This is a genomic window from Rhizobium jaguaris (genome assembly GCF_003627755.1).
GTDB lineage: Bacteria > Pseudomonadota > Alphaproteobacteria > Rhizobiales > Rhizobiaceae > Rhizobium > Rhizobium jaguaris.
Genome location: NZ_CP032694.1, coordinates 3,506,626 through 3,521,892, shown reverse-complemented (window position 1 = coordinate 3,521,892; position 15,267 = coordinate 3,506,626). Strand labels below are relative to the sequence as shown.

Genomic DNA, 15,267 nt, shown 5'->3' with positions numbered 1-15,267 from the left:
CGTCAGCTTCGATCGGCTAGAAGGGTATCGAGGCGCTCCTGCAGGAAATTGCGGATGGCGGAGCTATCACTGAGCCCGATCGCCGTGCGATAAGCCATGATGGCGCCCTTCGTTTCTCCGGTTCCCACCAGCAGATGGGCGCGAACGGCCCAATAGGGCTGATAGCTGACGATATCGCCCTCGGCCATCTGGTTCAGGTGATGTAGTCCGGCGGTCGCCCCTTGCGCCCGGCCGATAACGGCGGCTTGGCTGACGCGGGCGCCGACGGTTGGTTTCATCAGCACAAGTGCGTCATAGAGCATTGCGAGCGCCGTCCAGTCAGTAGCTCCGGAGCGCCGCCGCTCGGCATGGACGGACTGGATCGCTGCCTGGCACTGGAACGGGCCGAAGCGATCGAAAGTGCCCGCTTGCCGCAGCAGGCCGTCAGCTTCGGCGATCATGATGGCGTTCCAGAGAGTGGTATTCTGTTCGTCGAGCGGCACATAGTGGCCATCTGCGTTCCGGCGGGCGGTATGGCGGGCTTCGCAGTAAAGCATCAGAGATAGCAATCCCATCGCCTCCGGCTCCTGCGGCATGGTGGCAAGCAGAGCGCGGCCGAGCCAGATGGCTTCGTCCGCCAAGGAGTTGCGCTTGCCGTCTTCACCATCCAGCCCGTCCCAGCCAAGGCCGTAGGCAGCATAGATCGCCGAGAGCACGCTGGTCAGGCGTTCCGGCAGCACGGAGCGGTCGGGGACCGCAAAGGGAATATGCGCCTCGCGAATCTTGGTCTTTGCCCGAACCAGCCGCTGGCTCATGGTCTCCGGTGAAACAATGAAAGCTTGCGATATGGTCCTGGCGTCAATGCCGAGAACCGTCTGCAACATCAGCGGCGTGTGCACGGACCGGTCGATGGCCGGATGGGTGCAGGTGAACAGCAGCTTCAGCCGCTCGTCAGGGAACGTTGGGTCGCCCGCATTCATGCGCTCCTCAGCCTCCTCGAAAGCGAGTGTGATCGTATCGCGGGCGGCGGCTCTGACGTTTGCGTGCCTTGCGGCGCCATAAAGATTTCGCCGCGCCGTGACCAATAGCCAGGCCTCGGGATTGTCGGGAATGCCGCGTTCCGGCCAAACGTTCAGGGCGGTCGCCAGCGCCTCGGACAGCGCGTCCTCTGAGGACGGGACATCGCCCGAGCGCGCTGCGAGAAAGGCGATCAATTTACCGTAGGATTGGCGCGCCACCCGCTCGGTGGCGCCCCCAACGTCAGGATTCATAGCTATCTCACATTTGCAGGCGTGGCCGCACTTCGACGGAGCCATGTTGGGAGACCGGCACGCGCACGGCCCACTCCAGCGCTGCGTCGAGATTTGGCACGTCGATCAGATAGAAACCGCCGAGCTGTTCCTTGCCTTCCGGGAAGGGACCGTCCTGCACATCGTGGTCTTCGCCGCGGCGGCGGACGACCGTTGCGGTTTCCGGGGGCGTCAATCCGGCGCCGCCGGTCATGATGCCGGCCTGGACGAGCGCCTGCGTATAAGCGATCCAGCCGTTCTTATAGGCGGGGTCCTCGCGCCGCTTAAAATCCTCGGCCGATTCACGGATGATCAATGCATACTGCATGGGATAACTCCTGCTGGATTTGTTGACGGTAATCCGGACGGGACGCTGCATCTAAGGAGCAAATACTAAAATGTGCAACGCCGCCGGCGAAGCGGCTTCATGCCGTTCCGATACAATGAGCCGTGAGCCGGGCCGATTTCGACAGACCGGCGCAGATTTTTCAAAATTTTCGACGATTAAATCAAAACAGCCGGCGCGCCCGAAGGCGGCCGGCTGTCGAAGACTGAATAGCAGACGCTCGACGCGAAGTCTTAGGCGCTGGTCTGGTCGTCGATGGTGGCGCCGCCGACATGGGACTTGATCGATTCAATGGCATGGAGGGCCGAAGCCTTCGCCTTATAGCCTTCGGAGGCAAACATGGTTTCGCCGTTCGAGGCCTTGAACCGGAAGCGGAATTCGCCAGCCTTGTCCTTGTAGACTTCAAATTTATACATGGTTCCCGTCTCCTAGAATCGCATCAGCGCGAGATGACGCGAAAAATCTAGCGCAACTTTAGTGCTATTTCCACCTGTAGTATTCGGCTCACCTTGATCAATCCGTCGCTATTTGACGGCAAGCATACGGCCCTCGATGCCTGCGTCGAATTGCAGGCGTGCCAGCTTGGCGTAGATGCCGCCGTGATGGATCAGGCTCTGATGCGTTCCTTCTTCGACGATGCGGCCCTGATCGAGGACCAAGATACGGTCGGCCTTCAGCACGGTCGCCAGTCGATGGGCGATGACGAGGGTGGTGCGCGTTTCCATCAAGCCTTCCAGCGCCTTCTGAACGAGGGTTTCGCTCTCGGCATCGAGGGCGGAGGTCGCCTCGTCGAGCAGCAGGATCGGCGCATTCTTCAGGATGGCGCGAGCAATGGCGATGCGTTGGCGCTGACCGCCGGAAAGAGTGACGCCGCGCTCGCCGACCTGGGTATCGTATCCCTTCTCCAGGCGCGAGATGAATTCGTCCGCCTGTGCGGCGATGGCGGCCGCATAGACTTCGTCACGGGAGGCGTCCGGGCGCCCGAACGCGATGTTGTCATGGATGGAAGCGGCAAAGATCGTGGTGTCCTGCGGCACGATGGCGATGCGCTCGCGCAGGGCGTCCGGCAGGACATCGCGCGCATCGACGCCATCCATGGCGACGCGACCCTTCTGCGGATCATAGAAGCGGAGCAGCAGCGAAAAGATGGTGCTTTTGCCGGCGCCTGATGCTCCCACGATCGCAACCGTCTCACCCGGCTCAACCGAGAAGGAGAGCCCATGCAGCGCAGATCTGCCGGGCCGTGACGGGTAGAAGAAGTGGACATCAGAGAATTCCACACGACCCTGCGGCGGCGGCAAGAGCAGAGGATTGGCCGGAGCGGCGATCGGCGATACCTCAGCAAGCAATTCGCCCAGGCGGTCGGCCGCGCCGGCAGCTTGCGATAGCTCGCCCCAGACTTCCGACAGCGAACCGAGCGACGATCCGGCGATCACGGAGTAAAGGAGGAACTGACCGAGTGTCCCCGCCGACATCGTGCCGGCGAGCACGTTCTGTGCACCGACCCAGAGCACGGCGACGATGCTGCCGAACACCATGGTGATGGCAAAGCCGGTCAGCAGCGAGCGGGATTTGATGGCGGCGCGCGCGGCTTGATATGCATCCTCGACCGCGGCGCCATAACGCTGTGCTGCAGCATCTTCGCCGTTATAGGCTTGTATGGTGCGGCTGGCGGCGATGGTTTCATTGGCATAGGCTGACGCATTGGCGAGTGTGTCCTGTGCGGCGCGCGAGCGCTTGCGCACCGAGCGGCCGAAGCTGACGAGCGGCAGCACGATGATCGGAATGGCGATCAGCACGATGCTCGACAGCTTCGGGCTGGTGACGATCATCATGACCACGGCGCCGAGACAGAGGATGAGATTGCGCAACGCCACCGACGCCGTCGCGCCGACGGCGGACTTGATCTGTGTCGTGTCGGCCGTCAGCCGCGAAACGATCTCGCCGGACTGATTGACATCAAAGAAGGAAGGCGACAGCCGCGTCACATGGTCGAACACTTCGCGGCGCATATCCGAGACGATGCGCTCGCCGATGGTGATGACAAAATAATAGCGCATCGCGCTCGCGACCGCGAGGATGACGGCCATGACCATAATCGCGGCGAAATAGCTGTCGATAAGACCGCGATCGGATTGATCGAAGCCGTGGTCGATCATGCGCCGGACGGCAAGTGGCAAGGCGAGGGAGGTGACGGCGGCAGCCACCAGAGCGATCAGCGCGCCCAACACCATGCTGCGATAACGCCTGAGATAGGGTGTCAATCGCAGAAGCGGCCGAATGGATCTGCGTTTTGTGTCGTCTGCCTGGCCCGTCTCTGACAAGTCGTCTCCAATCCCCATATCAGCAAGGGACTTCGCGCTTTCGCCCCTTGTTATCCTTGCTGCCTTCATGTATAGGCACGCCATCTTAATTGGAAGCCGTGGCCTCAATCGGACTGCGGCTTCATTTATTCAATCGGTTCGGTTGCCGCAATGGCTTGCGACAAATGGACCCTGGCATGACAGGAAGATTGTTATGAAGGCCAACATCCATCCCGACTACCACACCATCAAGGTGGTCATGACCGACGGCACCGAATACGAAACCCGCTCGACCTGGGGTTCGGAAGGCGCCGTCATGAACCTCGAAATCGACAGCAAGTCTCATCCGGCCTGGACGGGCGGCAATCAGCAGCTCGTAGACCGCGGCGGCCGCGTTTCCAAGTTCAACAAGCGCTTCGGCGGCCTCGGCATCTAATCGCTTCGCGATCTGGTGTTTTGGAAAGCCCGGTTTTGCCGGGCTTTTTTGTTGTCTCTTCGGTAGAAAATGCCACCAAATAAGAAACGGCATACCGTTGCCGCGAATTTCAGGGCTAATCCAGGCCCTCTGCTCGAAGAGCCTCCTTGACCGCATCGCGCTCACGTACTCGGCCATACCAGGCTTTCAGGTTGTGTAGCTGATCAAAATGGATGTCTGCTTTGTAGTAGGACTTCAGCCAACCTGCCTGACCCCAGCCGGTAAGCGCGAACAGGTATGCGTCGGCCACGGTGAAGGTGTCGCCCATTAGGAAATCGCGCCCGGAAAGTTGCCCGTCTATCCAGGCGTAGCGCTTCTCAAGTTTCGGCGTAGCGGTCTCCACGTATTTGCTTGCCAGCCTCGCGTATAGAAGCGGGATGAAGCCCTTGTGAATCTCCGATGTCAGGAAACTGAGCCACTCCTGTAAGCGATAACGTTCCATCGTGCCATTTGGCGGGGCCAAGCCGAGTTCCGGCCTAAGGTCGGCCAGATACTGCACGATCACCGGCCCCTCGTGCAGCCTCGTTCCGTTGTCCAGCTCAAGGACAGGAACATAACCAAGAGGATTGACGTCGTAGTAGTCACCGCCGCCTTCGATCATGTGCTTGCCGTGATCGACTTTGAGCAACGTTACATCAAGACCAAGCTCATTGATGACGATGTGAGGGGAAAGGGAGCAGCTGGCGGGCATGTAATAAAGCTTCATTTGCAATCTCCACAGCGGATTTCGATTACCTCCCTTCACGCGGAAAGGCGGCTTCGCGCCATGTAGCCGGGTCGGTCTAAAAAAGTAAGAAGGCAATAGTTTGACATCTAGGTACAAAAATATACTTAGTATAGTCAGGGGTATGCTATATGAGAAAAAATGTGAGCGGCTGTTCGGTCGAGGAAGCGATGCATCTGTTGGGTGGGCGCTGGCGTTTGCTTCTCGTTTCCTATCTGGTCGACGGTCCGAAGCGCTTTAACGAACTTCGGCGTGATGTGCCGGGGATCTCCCAGAGGATGCTGACCTTGGACCTCCGTGCCCTTGAAGGGGCTGGCCTAGTGGTCCGCACCGTGTATCCTACAGTGCCGGTCAAAGTGGAGTATGCACTGACGGAGGACGGTAAGAGACTGAAAAATGTCGTCACCGTTATACAAGAATTCGGACTTTGGCTGAAGCAACGCGAACCGGCTTGAGGCATGCTGGTCTAGCTTCTCCACTATTCGAAGATGCCCCGGAGATTACCCGTCGTCCGCTGCGCGACAGCGTGTTTTGAAAAGAGCCCGGTTTTGCCGAGCTTTTTGTTGTCCACTATCCGGGAAAGTGGCTGAGGTGTTCGTGGATAATTTTTCACTCGCCGGCTCTCTTTTCGAGAATCGTGGTTCCTCGGCCTTTGCCTTCGAAGGCTTTGCCGTCCCATAAACCCTTCCAATGAAAGATGTATATGCAGCTCGCAGAATTGTCGGCAGCGGTAATCCACCGAAGATCCTCGAGCCAGTAGACTTCGCCTTCAACTTTTTGCCAGGTTTTTTCGAACGCAGCTCTAATTTCGTCTATGCCATAGTGGGTGCCATCGGAGAACCAGAACACCGCGTCGTTGCCGATTCCGATGAAGCCGCCCCTTTGTTCCGAGATGATTGCGCCCCTTGATTCCGGGATGATCTCGCCCCCTGTTTAGTGGGGTCTGCAGGCGATGATTGTTGTCAGTCCATTTAGGCGGGGTGTCAAGCTTTTCGGGGCAGGTTTCGGCGTAGGCTATCGCCGCTCAATTCGATGCGATGGGCGTTGTGAACGAGGCGATCCAGGATGGCATCAGCATAAGTCGGGTTTCCTATGACGTCGTGCCATGCCGACACCGGAAGTTGGCTGGTAATGATGGTTGATCTGCGGCCGTAGCGATCTTCCAGGATTTCGAGGAGGTCGTGCCGGGCCTGTTCGTTGAGCGGTTCGAGACCCCAGTCGTCGAGGATCAGGACTTGAACATGGCCCAGGGTACGTTGCAGCCGAGCATACCTGCCGTCGCCGCGAGCAAGTGCGAGCTGAGCAAACAGTCGTGGGACACGCTGATAGAGAACGGAACGATCGTCACGGCAAGCCTTGTGGCCGAGAGCGCAGGCTAACCAGCTTTTTCCGACACCCGAGGGTCCGCAAATGGCCAGATTGTCATGAGCGTTGATCCAGTCGCCGCCGAGCAGCTTCATGAAGAGCGCGCGATCAAGGCCGCGCTCGCTGCGGTAGTCGACATCTTCCGGGGTGGCCTGGTGGCGAAGCTTGGCAAACCTGAGGCGTGCGGCAAGCTTACGATCGTAGCGGGAACTCCACTCCCGTTCGAGCAGCAGTCCTAGCCACTCGGCATGCGAGAGATGTTCGGCTTCGCCGTTGGTGACGAGCTCCCCGAAGGCCTTTGCCATGCCGGCCAGGCCCATGGAATTGAGTTTGTCGAGTGTTGGATGGGCAAGCATTCTTTGTTCTCCTTAGTGGTAATAGCGAGGTCCACGGATGTTTTCGTGTTGGATAGGCTCATGCGAAGGTGGTCCATTGGTGGAGGCGGCTCGATCGAGATGATTGTCGAGGATGGAGCGCACCGAACCGTAGGTCCGGGCCCCGATCTCAAGCGCACGGCTGCAAGCAGCGTTCACTCTGTCGCGGCCAAAGCTTTTGTTCAGGCGGATAATTCCCATGCAGGCTCGAAAGCCCTGCTCCGGGTGCGGCCTGTCGGCGAGGATCTTCTCACACAGCAATGCAACCTCCGGCCCGATGGAAGAGGCCTCGCGTTGAATGCGTTCGATCGTCCAGTCGGCAAAGCGGCGGTGGGCCGAGGGCATGTGATCGGGGATTGTGGTGTGCTTGCCGTTACCGCTGGAGCGGCGATGAGCGGCTATTCGCTCGCCTTTGTGGAATATCTCGATCGTATTGGCGGTGATGCGCGCCTCGACTTGCTCGCGAGCAAAGCGATAGGGAACGGAGTAATAATGCCGCTCGATCTCGACGTGGTAATCCAATCCAGCACGCCGGATACGCCATTCCGCAAAGACATAGCGTTCAACGGGCAATGGCCTTAAAGCGGGCCGGTCGAGCTCTTCGAACAATTGGCGGCGCGTGACGCCAACCCGGCGAAGGACACGCCTGTCGTTCAAATCATATAGCAAGTCGGCAATCGCCGCATTGACTTCGGCCAGACTGTAGAAGGTGCGATGGCGGAGGCGGCCCAGCAGCCAACGCTCGACGATACGAACCGCAGCCTCGACTTTCGCCTTGTCGCGGGGGCGTCTCGGCCTCGTCGGCAGGACGGCGCTGCCATAATGCGCTGCCATCGCGCAATACGTCCGGTTGACCTGGGGATCGAAGTGGCACGCCTTGATGATCGCCACCTTGGCATTGTCGGGAACCAGCAACGCCGGCGCACCGCCGAAGAACTCCAGCGCCTGAACATGGCATTCGACCCAGTCCGGAAGCGTCTCGGTCCAGCGCGCCTGCGCGAACGAAAGACTGGATGCCCCCAGGACAGCGACAAATAAATGGGCCTGCCGTGTTTTGCCCGACAGCCGATCAACGACAACAGTGACCGTGTCGCCGGCGTAGTCGACGAACAATTTGTCGCCCGCCATATGATCCTGCCGCATCGTCACCGGCAGCTTCAACGCCCAGCCGCGATAGAGGTCACAATATCGGCTGTAGCGGTAACCATCGGGATAACGGCTTATGTATTCGTCCCAGAGAATTTGCAGCGTCACGTGCTTGCGCTTGAGCTCGCGATGGACTTGCACCCAGTCAGGCTCCGGTGCGCGACGATGACCCGTCTTCGTCCCAGCCGCACGGTAGAGCGCCGCCTCCAGGACGGCATCACTCACGTCATCATCCAACGGCCACGAAAGCCCCGCAGCCGCCGCCCGTCGCAGCGTCTCGCGCACCGTCGAGGCTGCTGCTCCGACCCGAACCGCAATCGATTTGTGGCCCAGCCCTTGCTCGGACCGATATCTCAGTATCTCGCGGACACGCCGCATCTCCAGTCTCTCCGCAGGCATCCCGTTCCTTCCTTGTCATCATTGACGGAAGGAACTTCACACCGGCAGAACACCCTTGCCACATCCCTCCGTAGGGGGCGGCATCATCTCGGAACAAGGGGGCGACTAATTCTCGGAATTGGGGGGCGACATCATTTCGGAATCAGGGGGCGGATTGCCTCGGAATTTGCAGCGTCGTCCGCTATGAGCGGCACCAGTTCGTCGAAGCGACGTAACTTGATCTTCGTTTCGTAAAGACTCAGCACGTCTTCAGGACGCATGATTGCCTCGCCAGGATGAGGTCGACACGATAGTTGCTTTTCCCATGCAAAGCAAAACCGGCCACGCAATGCATGACCGGTCGAAAGCCTTTACCAATTTGAAATCGGCTCAGTTAGTCCCAAAAGCCGTCTGCAGCAGGGTGAGCTGCGCTTTGACGCTGTTCTGGTTGTCCGGGACGATCGGGGCTTCCGTCGGGCGATAGATTTCGCGGTCGAGCAGGGCGACGCGGTTTTGAAGACGCAGCGACCGTTCGACGAGGTCGCGGAAGGCCTCCGGCAGGTCGTTCCAGCCGGGTGCGTTGCGGTCGACGTTAAAGCCGTCGAGGCGAACCTTGTTCTTTTCGGCCAATACCTGATCACGCGACATTTCGCCGTTGTTGACGGCGCGCTGCAGCAGCAGCCACGAGGCCATCTGCATCAGGCGGGTGGTCAGACGCATGGATTCGGCGGCATAGAGCACGGAGGCCATGCGCGGCAGAACCTTGGAGGCTGCCCGACCCTGACCATCGAGATAAGCAGCGGTTTCCTCCACCAGCGACATGCCTTCGGAATACAGCACCCTGAACTGCGCCGACGAAGCTGCATGGCCAGCAAAGCTGATCGTGTTCAACCCAAGTTCCGACATCGAAGAAATCCCTGCCTAACGCAACACTTTTGTTCAGGAAAAGCCGGTGAAGTTCAGAAGAACTCTCGGCGCCCGTTCTTATGACTTCAAGATGGTGGTTTTAACTGAAATTCGCAAGGCGATTCTTAAGAAAGGGTTAATCTCCACAGTTTCCTCAGAGGCGCCTTATTCACGGTGAAAAAGAAGAGCCGCAAAAGCGGCTCTCAAGGTAAAACAGGGAGAAAAATCAGACCAATTCGCCAAGTGGAGGAACTGTCTGAGTCCAGAGCGAATCTGGATAGTTATAGTAATATGTCGTAAAGCTTAATATTCCGTTGAGCGTGTCCCGATCTGTACTTCGATCGCGCAAATTTTGCGCTGATGGCAGGCTCAGGACCGGAATAGGTTTTCGGCGGCCTTACGGCCGGATGCCTTGGTGGCGACCTCGGCTTCCAGCCGGGCGATCTCCGCTTGCATCAAGGCGATACGAGCCTTGAGTTCGTCGACGGAAAGCAGTGACAGGTCGCTGCCGATCTCATGGGCAGATGGTTTCTTCGGGCGGTCGTCATCGAAAATGCTCATTTCGTCTCCTCCTTATCACACCCGCTTGTCACTCCCTGGCGCTTAGGTGCCGTAATTTACCGTCGTATCTTCCTTTTTAGAAGCGTCGCTGCGTGCCAGCGACAGGCTTTCCGGCGTGATGTTCTGCGCATTCGCCGACGGCATCGTCGTATAGGCTTCGCGGTCGCTCGCGGGCTTGGCGGCGCGCTGGCGGCTGCGGAAGATCGCATAGCTCGTGATCAGCACATGGGCGACCGCGGTGACGAAGAACAGCGCATAGGGGCCGACAGCCGTCATAACCGGACCGCCGAGCGTAGGTCCTATGATCGTGCCGATGCCATAGAGCAGCAACAGGCCGCCGGAGACTTTGACGAAATCCTGCGGCGCAGCGAAGTCGTTGGCGTGGGCGACGGCAATCGGATAGAGCGTGTTGGCGGCTGCGCCATAGATGACCACCATGGTGATCAGGAAATAGGGATGGCCAGGCTGTAACAGGAAGAGCAGCAGACCGTCCAAGGCAGCGATGGCGGCCATGCCGGCTAGCACAAAGCGACGGTCGATACGGTCGGAAAGGCGGCCGGCCGGAAGCTGCATTACGGCGCCGGCGAAGATGGTCGTACTCATCATCAGCGCGATATTGCTGTCCGAGAGGCCGGCATTGGCGCCGAAGACTGCGCCGAGCGTGCCGTAGGCGCCGTTGGCGATGCCGACCAGGAGGATGCCAATGGAGGCGACCGGCGAATTGCGATAGAGCGCCTTCAAATCGAGGCTGACGGCCTTCAGCGGCTGCGGCGAGGCGGCGGTCGAGAGCGTCGTCGGGAGCATGGCGATGCAATAGCAGATGCCGCACCACATGAAGAGAATGGGCGTATGGATGTCGGCGAAGGGGACCATCATTTGGCCGGCGACGGCGCCGATCAGCGTGATACCGATATAGAGCGAGAAGATCGCGCCGCGGCTTTCGTTCGTCGCACGCTCGTTGAGCCAGCTTTCGATGATCATCGAAGTACCGGCGGTGCAGAAGCCGGTGACGGCGCGCAGCAGCACCCACCAGACGGGGTCGACGACGATGCCGGTCAAAAGCGCGATGACGGCGATAACGGAAATGAAGCCGGAAAAGGCGCGGACATGGCCGATGCGCCGGACCAGTTTTGGCGCTGTCAGGCAGCCGAGCACGAAGCCTGTCGCCCAGGTCGTGCCGAGCAGGCCGAGCGTCGTCGTGGCATAGCCCTCGGCTGTGCCGCGCACCGGTAGAAGCAGGCTATGCAGGCCATTGCCTGTGAATAGGAAGAGCGTACCGAAAAGCAGGGCAAGAACGGGTAAAATATTTCTTTTCATGTTCCCACTTTCATTCGGTCCCGCTTAAGGAACCGATAAAGCAGGAGCGAGTCCTGCCAGTTTTTGCTATTGATTGTGCCCCGGATTGCCGCTATCGGCCTGTAGAAACAGTCTGTTGGCGCGGAAAAATGTCCGTCCTATGACGATTAGAGCATGATCGCGAAAACCGCGCAGTGGTTTTTGTATGAGGCCATGCTCACACTTGCGCAAACGGGGAAAAATACCGTGACAAAAGTGATCGCGGTGCTGTTGTTGCTTGCCATGGCGGTGCAAATCATCAAGCCGCTTGGGCTGCCGGGCCTGAAAAGACGTGCCGATTTCTGGAAGATCGCCGTCATTGCCTTCGCGGTCTGGACGATCGCGCTGGTCATCAACGAGACAATTTAGGGCATTGCAGGCCGGGATGGAGACTTTCGGACGATCGCGTGCGGCGTCTTAAAGCAGGATCTCGCCGCGCATGACATGGATGCTGCTACCCGACAACAAGACTTCGTTTACCGTGCCGGAAGATTTCCTGACTTCGACGCCGATGACGCTGCGTCTTCCCATCTCCACGCCCTGCTCGATGGTGATTTCCACCTCGGCATCTTGCGCCGGCAACAGCGAGGTCAGATAGGCGCCGAGTGCGGCGGAGGCGCTGCCTGTCGCCGGATCTTCCGTCACATTGTCCAGGGGCGCAAACATGCGGGCGCGGATATACCATGGATTTTCGGCGGAACGTACGTAGAGAAAGAGCGAGAAGCCGGTCTTGTCTTCCTTGTGCCGCACGGCCGCTTCGGCAAAGATCGCCGCATTCGGCCACGCTTTTCCGAGCGTTTCGAGGTTGTCCAGTTCCGCGAAGGCGAAGGGCAAGCCGACGGATGCGAAGGTTGGGGCATGCGTCACCGTGCGGATCGATTGCGGACCGATCTGCACGCAGCCGGCAATCAGCTCAGGGGCAATCGTTTCGCCGATCGTCAGCTTTCCCGGTGCACGTATGCTCGCGCCGGTGATGTCACCGCCCTTGCGCAGCAGGGTCGCCTCCACCAGCCCGGCATCCTCTTCGAAGATCAGCCTATCGCCTGCGGGCTTTCCGAAGATTTCCGGCTGTTGTCCGAGAACGAAAGCCGTGCCGACATTGGGATGGCCGGCAAAGGGGATTTCGGCCGTTGGCGTGAAGATACGGACGCGCGCGGTACGATCTGAGTTCTCCGGTGGCAGCACGAAGGTCGTTTCCGAATAGCCGAACTCGGTTGCGATCTTCTGCATGGCGTCGCTGCTCAGGCCGCGGGCATCGGGAATGACGGCGAGCGGATTGCCGACGAAGCGTTCCGAGGTGAAGACGTCGACGGTGACATAAGCGACGGTGTTCATGGCGGCTCCCGAGCTTTCATAGGACTGCCAGGATATAGCCGCTGGCCGACCATGGCTTAAAGCGGGAACTTGTGCGGGTGACAACTTCACTATCGGCTTCTTCCCGAGACTGCCCCTCACCCTAACCCTCTCGCCGTTGTGATGGAGGAGAGGGGACGCCTCGGTATTGAGGCCAGGGCTTTCCAGACGCATATGCCGCAGCGGGACAAAAGCAAAAAGCCCCGATCGCGTCGCGATCAGGGCTTTCATCCGTCAGAAATCTGACCTTGGATCAAGCGGCCTTTTCGCTGTCCTTGGTCCAACTCCCCTTGGCGGCGAGGTAGTTCATCTCGGCGCGGTGGGCGAAGGCGCGTTGGCCGGCGGCGACGTTTTCCGCCCTTCCGCCCCACGCCTTCAGTGAGGCGTCCTGCAGGGCGCGGCCGTAGGAGAAGGTGACATGCCAGGGGAGGTCATAGCCGTTGATGGCGGAGAGATGCGCGGTTGCTTCCTCCGGCGCCTGGCCGCCGGAGAGGAAAGCTATGCCGGGAACGGCGGAAGGAACGGTTTCCTTCAATACCCTGACAGTGGACTCGGCGACCTGCTCGACCGATGCCTTGCGCAGCTTCTTGCCGTCGATGACCATGCTTGGCTTCAGTACCATGCCCTCGAGCTTGATACGGGCTTCGGCGAGCTCCTGGAAGACGATCTGCAGCGTCCAGCGTGTCACTTCCTCGCTGCGGGCGAGGTCATGCGTACCGGGTTCGCCATCCATCAGCACTTCGGGTTCGACGATCGGCACGATCTTCGCCTGCTGGCAGAGCGCGGCGTAGCGGGCCAGAGCGTGGGCATTAGCCTTCACCGAGCCGAATGTCGGCAGCTTGTCGGAAACGGCGATTACGCCACGCCATTTGGCGAAGCGAGCGCCGGCGTCGTAATATTTCGCTAGACGGTCAGCGAGACCGTCAAGGCCCTCGGTGACGGTTTCGCTCGGGAAGCCGGCCATCGGCTTGGCGCCAGTATCGACCTTGATGCCGGGAATAGCGTCGGCGGCGCTGATAATGTTGACGAGGGGCGTGCCGTCGGCAGCCTTCTGGAAAAGGGTTTCTTCATAAAGGATAACGCCGGAGATATACTTCTTGATCGCTTCGTCCGAACGGAAGAGCATTTCGCGATAGTCGCGCCGGCTCTCTTCGGTGGAAACAAGACCAATCGTGTCGAAGCGCTTCTTGATCGTGCCGGTGGATTCGTCAGCCGCCAGCAGGCCCTTGCCATCGGTAACCATCTTTACGGCAATGTCTTCAAGTCGTTCGCTCATTTTTGCTCTCCAAGGCCATTTAGATCAGCGATAGGAAGATATAGGTCGGCGACACCAGAAGTGTATAAAGAGGGGAATTGCCAGCTAACTTATTGAAATGATTTCAACCGTTTGAAAGTTCGGACTATCATTTTAGCATCCTGTGGAGAGCTGCGAAAGTCCGACTATCGCAGCTCTCCCCATTGTGTCTAATGCCTACTTTGCGGCCTGGAGAACGGCAACGCCCGGCAGGATCTTGCCTTCCATCCATTCGAGAAAGGCGCCGCCAGCCGTCGAGACATAGGTGAACTCGTCGGCCACGCCGGCATGATTAAGTGCGGAGACGGTGTCGCCGCCGCCGGCAACCGAGGTAAGCTTGCCGGCCTTTGTGCATTCAGCGGCATATTTGGCGGCTGCCACGGTGGCGGCGTCGAAGGGCGTGATTTCAAAGGCGCCGAGGGGGCCATTCCAGACCAGCGTCGTTGCACGGCCGATCCATGCCTTGACGGCTTCGACTGATTTCGGGCCGACGTCGAGGACCATGGCGTCGGCCGGAATGGAGTTGATCGAAACGACTTCATTGTCAGCGCCCGCCTTGAATTCGCGGGCGATAACGCCGTCTTCCGGCAGCACGATGGCGCAGCCCGAGGTGGCGGCTTCAATCATGATCTGCTTGGCGGTGTCGGCCAGATCATGCTCACACAGCGACTTGCCGACATTGGTGCCACGGGCGGCGAGGAAAGTGTTGGCCATGCCGCCGCCGATCACCAGCGCGTCGACTTTCTTCACCAGGTTCATCAGCAGGTCGATCTTGGTCGAGACCTTGGCGCCGCCCACGATGGCGACAACCGGGCGAGCCGGGCTGCCGAGGCCCTTCTCCAGCGCCTCAAGTTCGGCCTGCATGGTGCGGCCGGCATAAGCGGGGAGGTGCTTGGCAAGGCCCTCGGTCGAGGCGTGCGCGCGGTGGGCGGCGGAGAAGGCGTCGTTGACATAGATATCGCCGAGATCGGCCAGCGCCTTCGTGAAGGCTGCGTCGTTCTTCTCCTCTTCCTTATGGAAGCGGGTGTTTTCGAGCAGCAGGATATCGCCATTGTTCATCTTGGCGATAGCGTCGGCGGCCGGTGCATGGACGCAGTCGGAGGCGAAGAGGACGGCGTGATCGAGCACTTCTTCGACCGCCGGAACGATGAGGGAGAGCGACAGATCCGGCGACGGGCCATCTTTCGGGCGGCCGAAATGGGCGAGCAGGATAACCTTGGCGCCCTTGCCGGACAATTCGAGTATCGTCGGCGCCACGCGCTCGATACGGGTCGTGTCGGTAACCTTGCCGTCCTTGACCGGCACGTTGAGGTCGACGCGCACGAGCACGCGCTTGCCGGTGATGTTGGTGAGATTGTCGAGGGTCTTGAAGGTCGCCATGGGGAGGATCCAATATGGTTGGTGCCGCAAAATGCGCCGACCATACTACGGATGATGCG

The 15,267-nt window shown here is 59.5% G+C and carries 17 protein-coding genes; 3 read left to right on the top strand and 14 right to left on the bottom strand.

The genetic code is table 11. From position 1 onward, the window contains the following. Nucleotides 1-2: 2 nt before the first annotated feature. The 4 genes from CCGE525_RS17185 to CCGE525_RS17170 all read right to left on the bottom strand — a co-directional run bounded on the left by CCGE525_RS17185 (nucleotide 3) and on the right by CCGE525_RS17170 (nucleotide 3,956). Entirely contained in the window at nucleotides 3-1,250 is a 1,248-nt protein-coding gene (locus tag CCGE525_RS17185; protein WP_120705335.1) for an RNA polymerase sigma factor, read from the bottom strand. Between the two features lie 7 nt (nucleotides 1,251-1,257). After that, complete coding sequence (locus CCGE525_RS17180) at nucleotides 1,258-1,596, bottom strand: YciI family protein (RefSeq protein ID WP_120705334.1); 339 nt, start codon at nucleotides 1,594-1,596, stop codon at nucleotides 1,258-1,260. Nucleotides 1,597-1,847: 251 nt separating this feature from the next. Further along, nucleotides 1,848-2,030 (bottom strand): YegP family protein, encoded by a 183-nt coding sequence (locus CCGE525_RS17175; RefSeq protein ID WP_120705333.1) that lies wholly within the window; start codon nucleotides 2,028-2,030, stop codon nucleotides 1,848-1,850. 108 nt (nucleotides 2,031-2,138) lie between these two features. Beyond that, nucleotides 2,139-3,956 carry an ABC transporter transmembrane domain-containing protein gene (locus CCGE525_RS17170; protein WP_425375903.1) on the bottom strand — a complete coding sequence of 606 codons (1,818 nt, stop codon included), beginning with the start codon at nucleotides 3,954-3,956 and terminating at the stop codon, nucleotides 2,139-2,141. Between the two features lie 175 nt (nucleotides 3,957-4,131). On the opposite strand from CCGE525_RS17170, the gene rpmE reads away from it, so the two are divergent. Continuing rightward, the gene (rpmE, locus tag CCGE525_RS17165) at nucleotides 4,132-4,353 is read left to right on the top strand and encodes a 50S ribosomal protein L31 (RefSeq protein ID WP_120705332.1); all 222 of its coding nucleotides are present in this window, start codon (nucleotides 4,132-4,134) and stop codon (nucleotides 4,351-4,353) included. Between the two features lie 115 nt (nucleotides 4,354-4,468). Here the strand turns inward: rpmE and gstA are convergent, their stop codons facing one another. After that, entirely contained in the window at nucleotides 4,469-5,098 is a 630-nt protein-coding gene (gstA, locus tag CCGE525_RS17160) for a glutathione transferase GstA (RefSeq protein ID WP_120705331.1), read from the bottom strand. Between the two features lie 149 nt (nucleotides 5,099-5,247). On the opposite strand from gstA, the gene CCGE525_RS17155 reads away from it, so the two are divergent. Next, nucleotides 5,248-5,571, top strand: coding sequence for a winged helix-turn-helix transcriptional regulator (locus CCGE525_RS17155; RefSeq protein WP_120705330.1), 324 nt, complete (start codon nucleotides 5,248-5,250; stop codon nucleotides 5,569-5,571). Between the two features lie 528 nt (nucleotides 5,572-6,099). On the opposite strand, the gene istB is transcribed toward CCGE525_RS17155, so the two are convergent. From istB to CCGE525_RS17120, 6 genes are all read right to left on the bottom strand, one after another. Next, nucleotides 6,100-6,837, bottom strand: coding sequence for an IS21-like element helper ATPase IstB (gene istB / locus CCGE525_RS17145; protein ID WP_120702904.1), 738 nt, complete (start codon nucleotides 6,835-6,837; stop codon nucleotides 6,100-6,102). 12 nt (nucleotides 6,838-6,849) lie between these two features. Continuing rightward, nucleotides 6,850-8,379 (bottom strand): IS21 family transposase, encoded by a 1,530-nt coding sequence (istA, locus tag CCGE525_RS17140; protein WP_120703235.1) that lies wholly within the window; start codon nucleotides 8,377-8,379, stop codon nucleotides 6,850-6,852. A gap of 152 nt (nucleotides 8,380-8,531) precedes the next feature. After that, entirely contained in the window at nucleotides 8,532-8,660 is a 129-nt protein-coding gene (locus CCGE525_RS39580) for a hypothetical protein (protein ID WP_281024636.1), read from the bottom strand. Between the two features lie 109 nt (nucleotides 8,661-8,769). Beyond that, nucleotides 8,770-9,285, bottom strand: a complete 516-nt coding sequence (rcdA, locus tag CCGE525_RS17130; RefSeq protein WP_120705329.1) for a protease adaptor protein RcdA — start codon at nucleotides 9,283-9,285, stop codon at nucleotides 8,770-8,772. 369 nt (nucleotides 9,286-9,654) lie between these two features. Next, a complete protein-coding gene (locus tag CCGE525_RS17125) occupies nucleotides 9,655-9,846 on the bottom strand; it encodes a DUF1192 domain-containing protein (protein WP_120705328.1) in 192 nt (63 codons plus the stop codon). A gap of 42 nt (nucleotides 9,847-9,888) precedes the next feature. Then, nucleotides 9,889-11,163 (bottom strand): MFS transporter, encoded by a 1,275-nt coding sequence (locus CCGE525_RS17120; protein ID WP_120705327.1) that lies wholly within the window; start codon nucleotides 11,161-11,163, stop codon nucleotides 9,889-9,891. Between the two features lie 153 nt (nucleotides 11,164-11,316). Between CCGE525_RS17120 and CCGE525_RS17115 the strand changes: the two genes are divergently transcribed. Further along, nucleotides 11,317-11,550: a hypothetical protein gene (locus CCGE525_RS17115; protein ID WP_120705326.1), complete on the top strand. Its 234-nt coding sequence runs from the start codon at nucleotides 11,317-11,319 to the stop codon at nucleotides 11,548-11,550. 48 nt (nucleotides 11,551-11,598) lie between these two features. Here CCGE525_RS17115 and CCGE525_RS17110 read toward each other — a convergent pair whose 3' ends face one another. The 3 genes from CCGE525_RS17110 to CCGE525_RS17100 form a co-directional block, all read right to left on the bottom strand. Beyond that, the gene (locus CCGE525_RS17110) at nucleotides 11,599-12,516 is read right to left on the bottom strand and encodes a PhzF family phenazine biosynthesis protein (RefSeq protein ID WP_120705325.1); all 918 of its coding nucleotides are present in this window, start codon (nucleotides 12,514-12,516) and stop codon (nucleotides 11,599-11,601) included. 271 nt (nucleotides 12,517-12,787) lie between these two features. Then, the gene (locus CCGE525_RS17105; RefSeq protein WP_120705324.1) at nucleotides 12,788-13,810 is read right to left on the bottom strand and encodes a class I fructose-bisphosphate aldolase; all 1,023 of its coding nucleotides are present in this window, start codon (nucleotides 13,808-13,810) and stop codon (nucleotides 12,788-12,790) included. Between the two features lie 195 nt (nucleotides 13,811-14,005). Continuing rightward, the gene (locus tag CCGE525_RS17100) at nucleotides 14,006-15,208 is read right to left on the bottom strand and encodes a phosphoglycerate kinase (RefSeq protein WP_120705323.1); all 1,203 of its coding nucleotides are present in this window, start codon (nucleotides 15,206-15,208) and stop codon (nucleotides 14,006-14,008) included. Nucleotides 15,209-15,267 lie beyond the last annotated feature (59 nt).

Excerpts from the sequence above, each read along its gene's own strand:
- CCGE525_RS17125 (WP_120705328.1), bottom strand. The coding sequence starts at position 9,846 with ATGAGCATTTTCGATGACGACCGCCCGAAGAAACCATCTGCCCATGAG.
- rcdA (WP_120705329.1), bottom strand. The coding sequence starts at position 9,285 with ATGTCGGAACTTGGGTTGAACACGATCAGCTTTGCTGGCCATGCAGCT.
- rpmE (WP_120705332.1), top strand. The coding sequence starts at position 4,132 with ATGAAGGCCAACATCCATCCCGACTACCACACCATCAAGGTGGTCATG.
- gstA (WP_120705331.1), bottom strand. The coding sequence starts at position 5,098 with ATGAAGCTTTATTACATGCCCGCCAGCTGCTCCCTTTCCCCTCACATC.
- CCGE525_RS17105 (WP_120705324.1), bottom strand. The coding sequence starts at position 13,810 with ATGAGCGAACGACTTGAAGACATTGCCGTAAAGATGGTTACCGATGGC.
- CCGE525_RS17170 (WP_425375903.1), bottom strand. The coding sequence starts at position 3,956 with ATGGGGATTGGAGACGACTTGTCAGAGACGGGCCAGGCAGACGACACA.
- CCGE525_RS17155 (WP_120705330.1), top strand. The coding sequence starts at position 5,248 with ATGAGAAAAAATGTGAGCGGCTGTTCGGTCGAGGAAGCGATGCATCTG.
- CCGE525_RS39580 (WP_281024636.1), bottom strand. The coding sequence starts at position 8,660 with ATGCGTCCTGAAGACGTGCTGAGTCTTTACGAAACGAAGATCAAGTTA.
- istA (WP_120703235.1), bottom strand. The coding sequence starts at position 8,379 with ATGCGGCGTGTCCGCGAGATACTGAGATATCGGTCCGAGCAAGGGCTG.
- CCGE525_RS17185 (WP_120705335.1), bottom strand. The coding sequence starts at position 1,250 with ATGAATCCTGACGTTGGGGGCGCCACCGAGCGGGTGGCGCGCCAATCC.
- CCGE525_RS17115 (WP_120705326.1), top strand. The coding sequence starts at position 11,317 with ATGATCGCGAAAACCGCGCAGTGGTTTTTGTATGAGGCCATGCTCACA.
- CCGE525_RS17175 (WP_120705333.1), bottom strand. The coding sequence starts at position 2,030 with ATGTATAAATTTGAAGTCTACAAGGACAAGGCTGGCGAATTCCGCTTC.
- CCGE525_RS17180 (WP_120705334.1), bottom strand. The coding sequence starts at position 1,596 with ATGCAGTATGCATTGATCATCCGTGAATCGGCCGAGGATTTTAAGCGG.
- CCGE525_RS17100 (WP_120705323.1), bottom strand. The coding sequence starts at position 15,208 with ATGGCGACCTTCAAGACCCTCGACAATCTCACCAACATCACCGGCAAG.
- CCGE525_RS17110 (WP_120705325.1), bottom strand. The coding sequence starts at position 12,516 with ATGAACACCGTCGCTTATGTCACCGTCGACGTCTTCACCTCGGAACGC.
- CCGE525_RS17120 (WP_120705327.1), bottom strand. The coding sequence starts at position 11,163 with ATGAAAAGAAATATTTTACCCGTTCTTGCCCTGCTTTTCGGTACGCTC.
- istB (WP_120702904.1), bottom strand. The coding sequence starts at position 6,837 with ATGCTTGCCCATCCAACACTCGACAAACTCAATTCCATGGGCCTGGCC.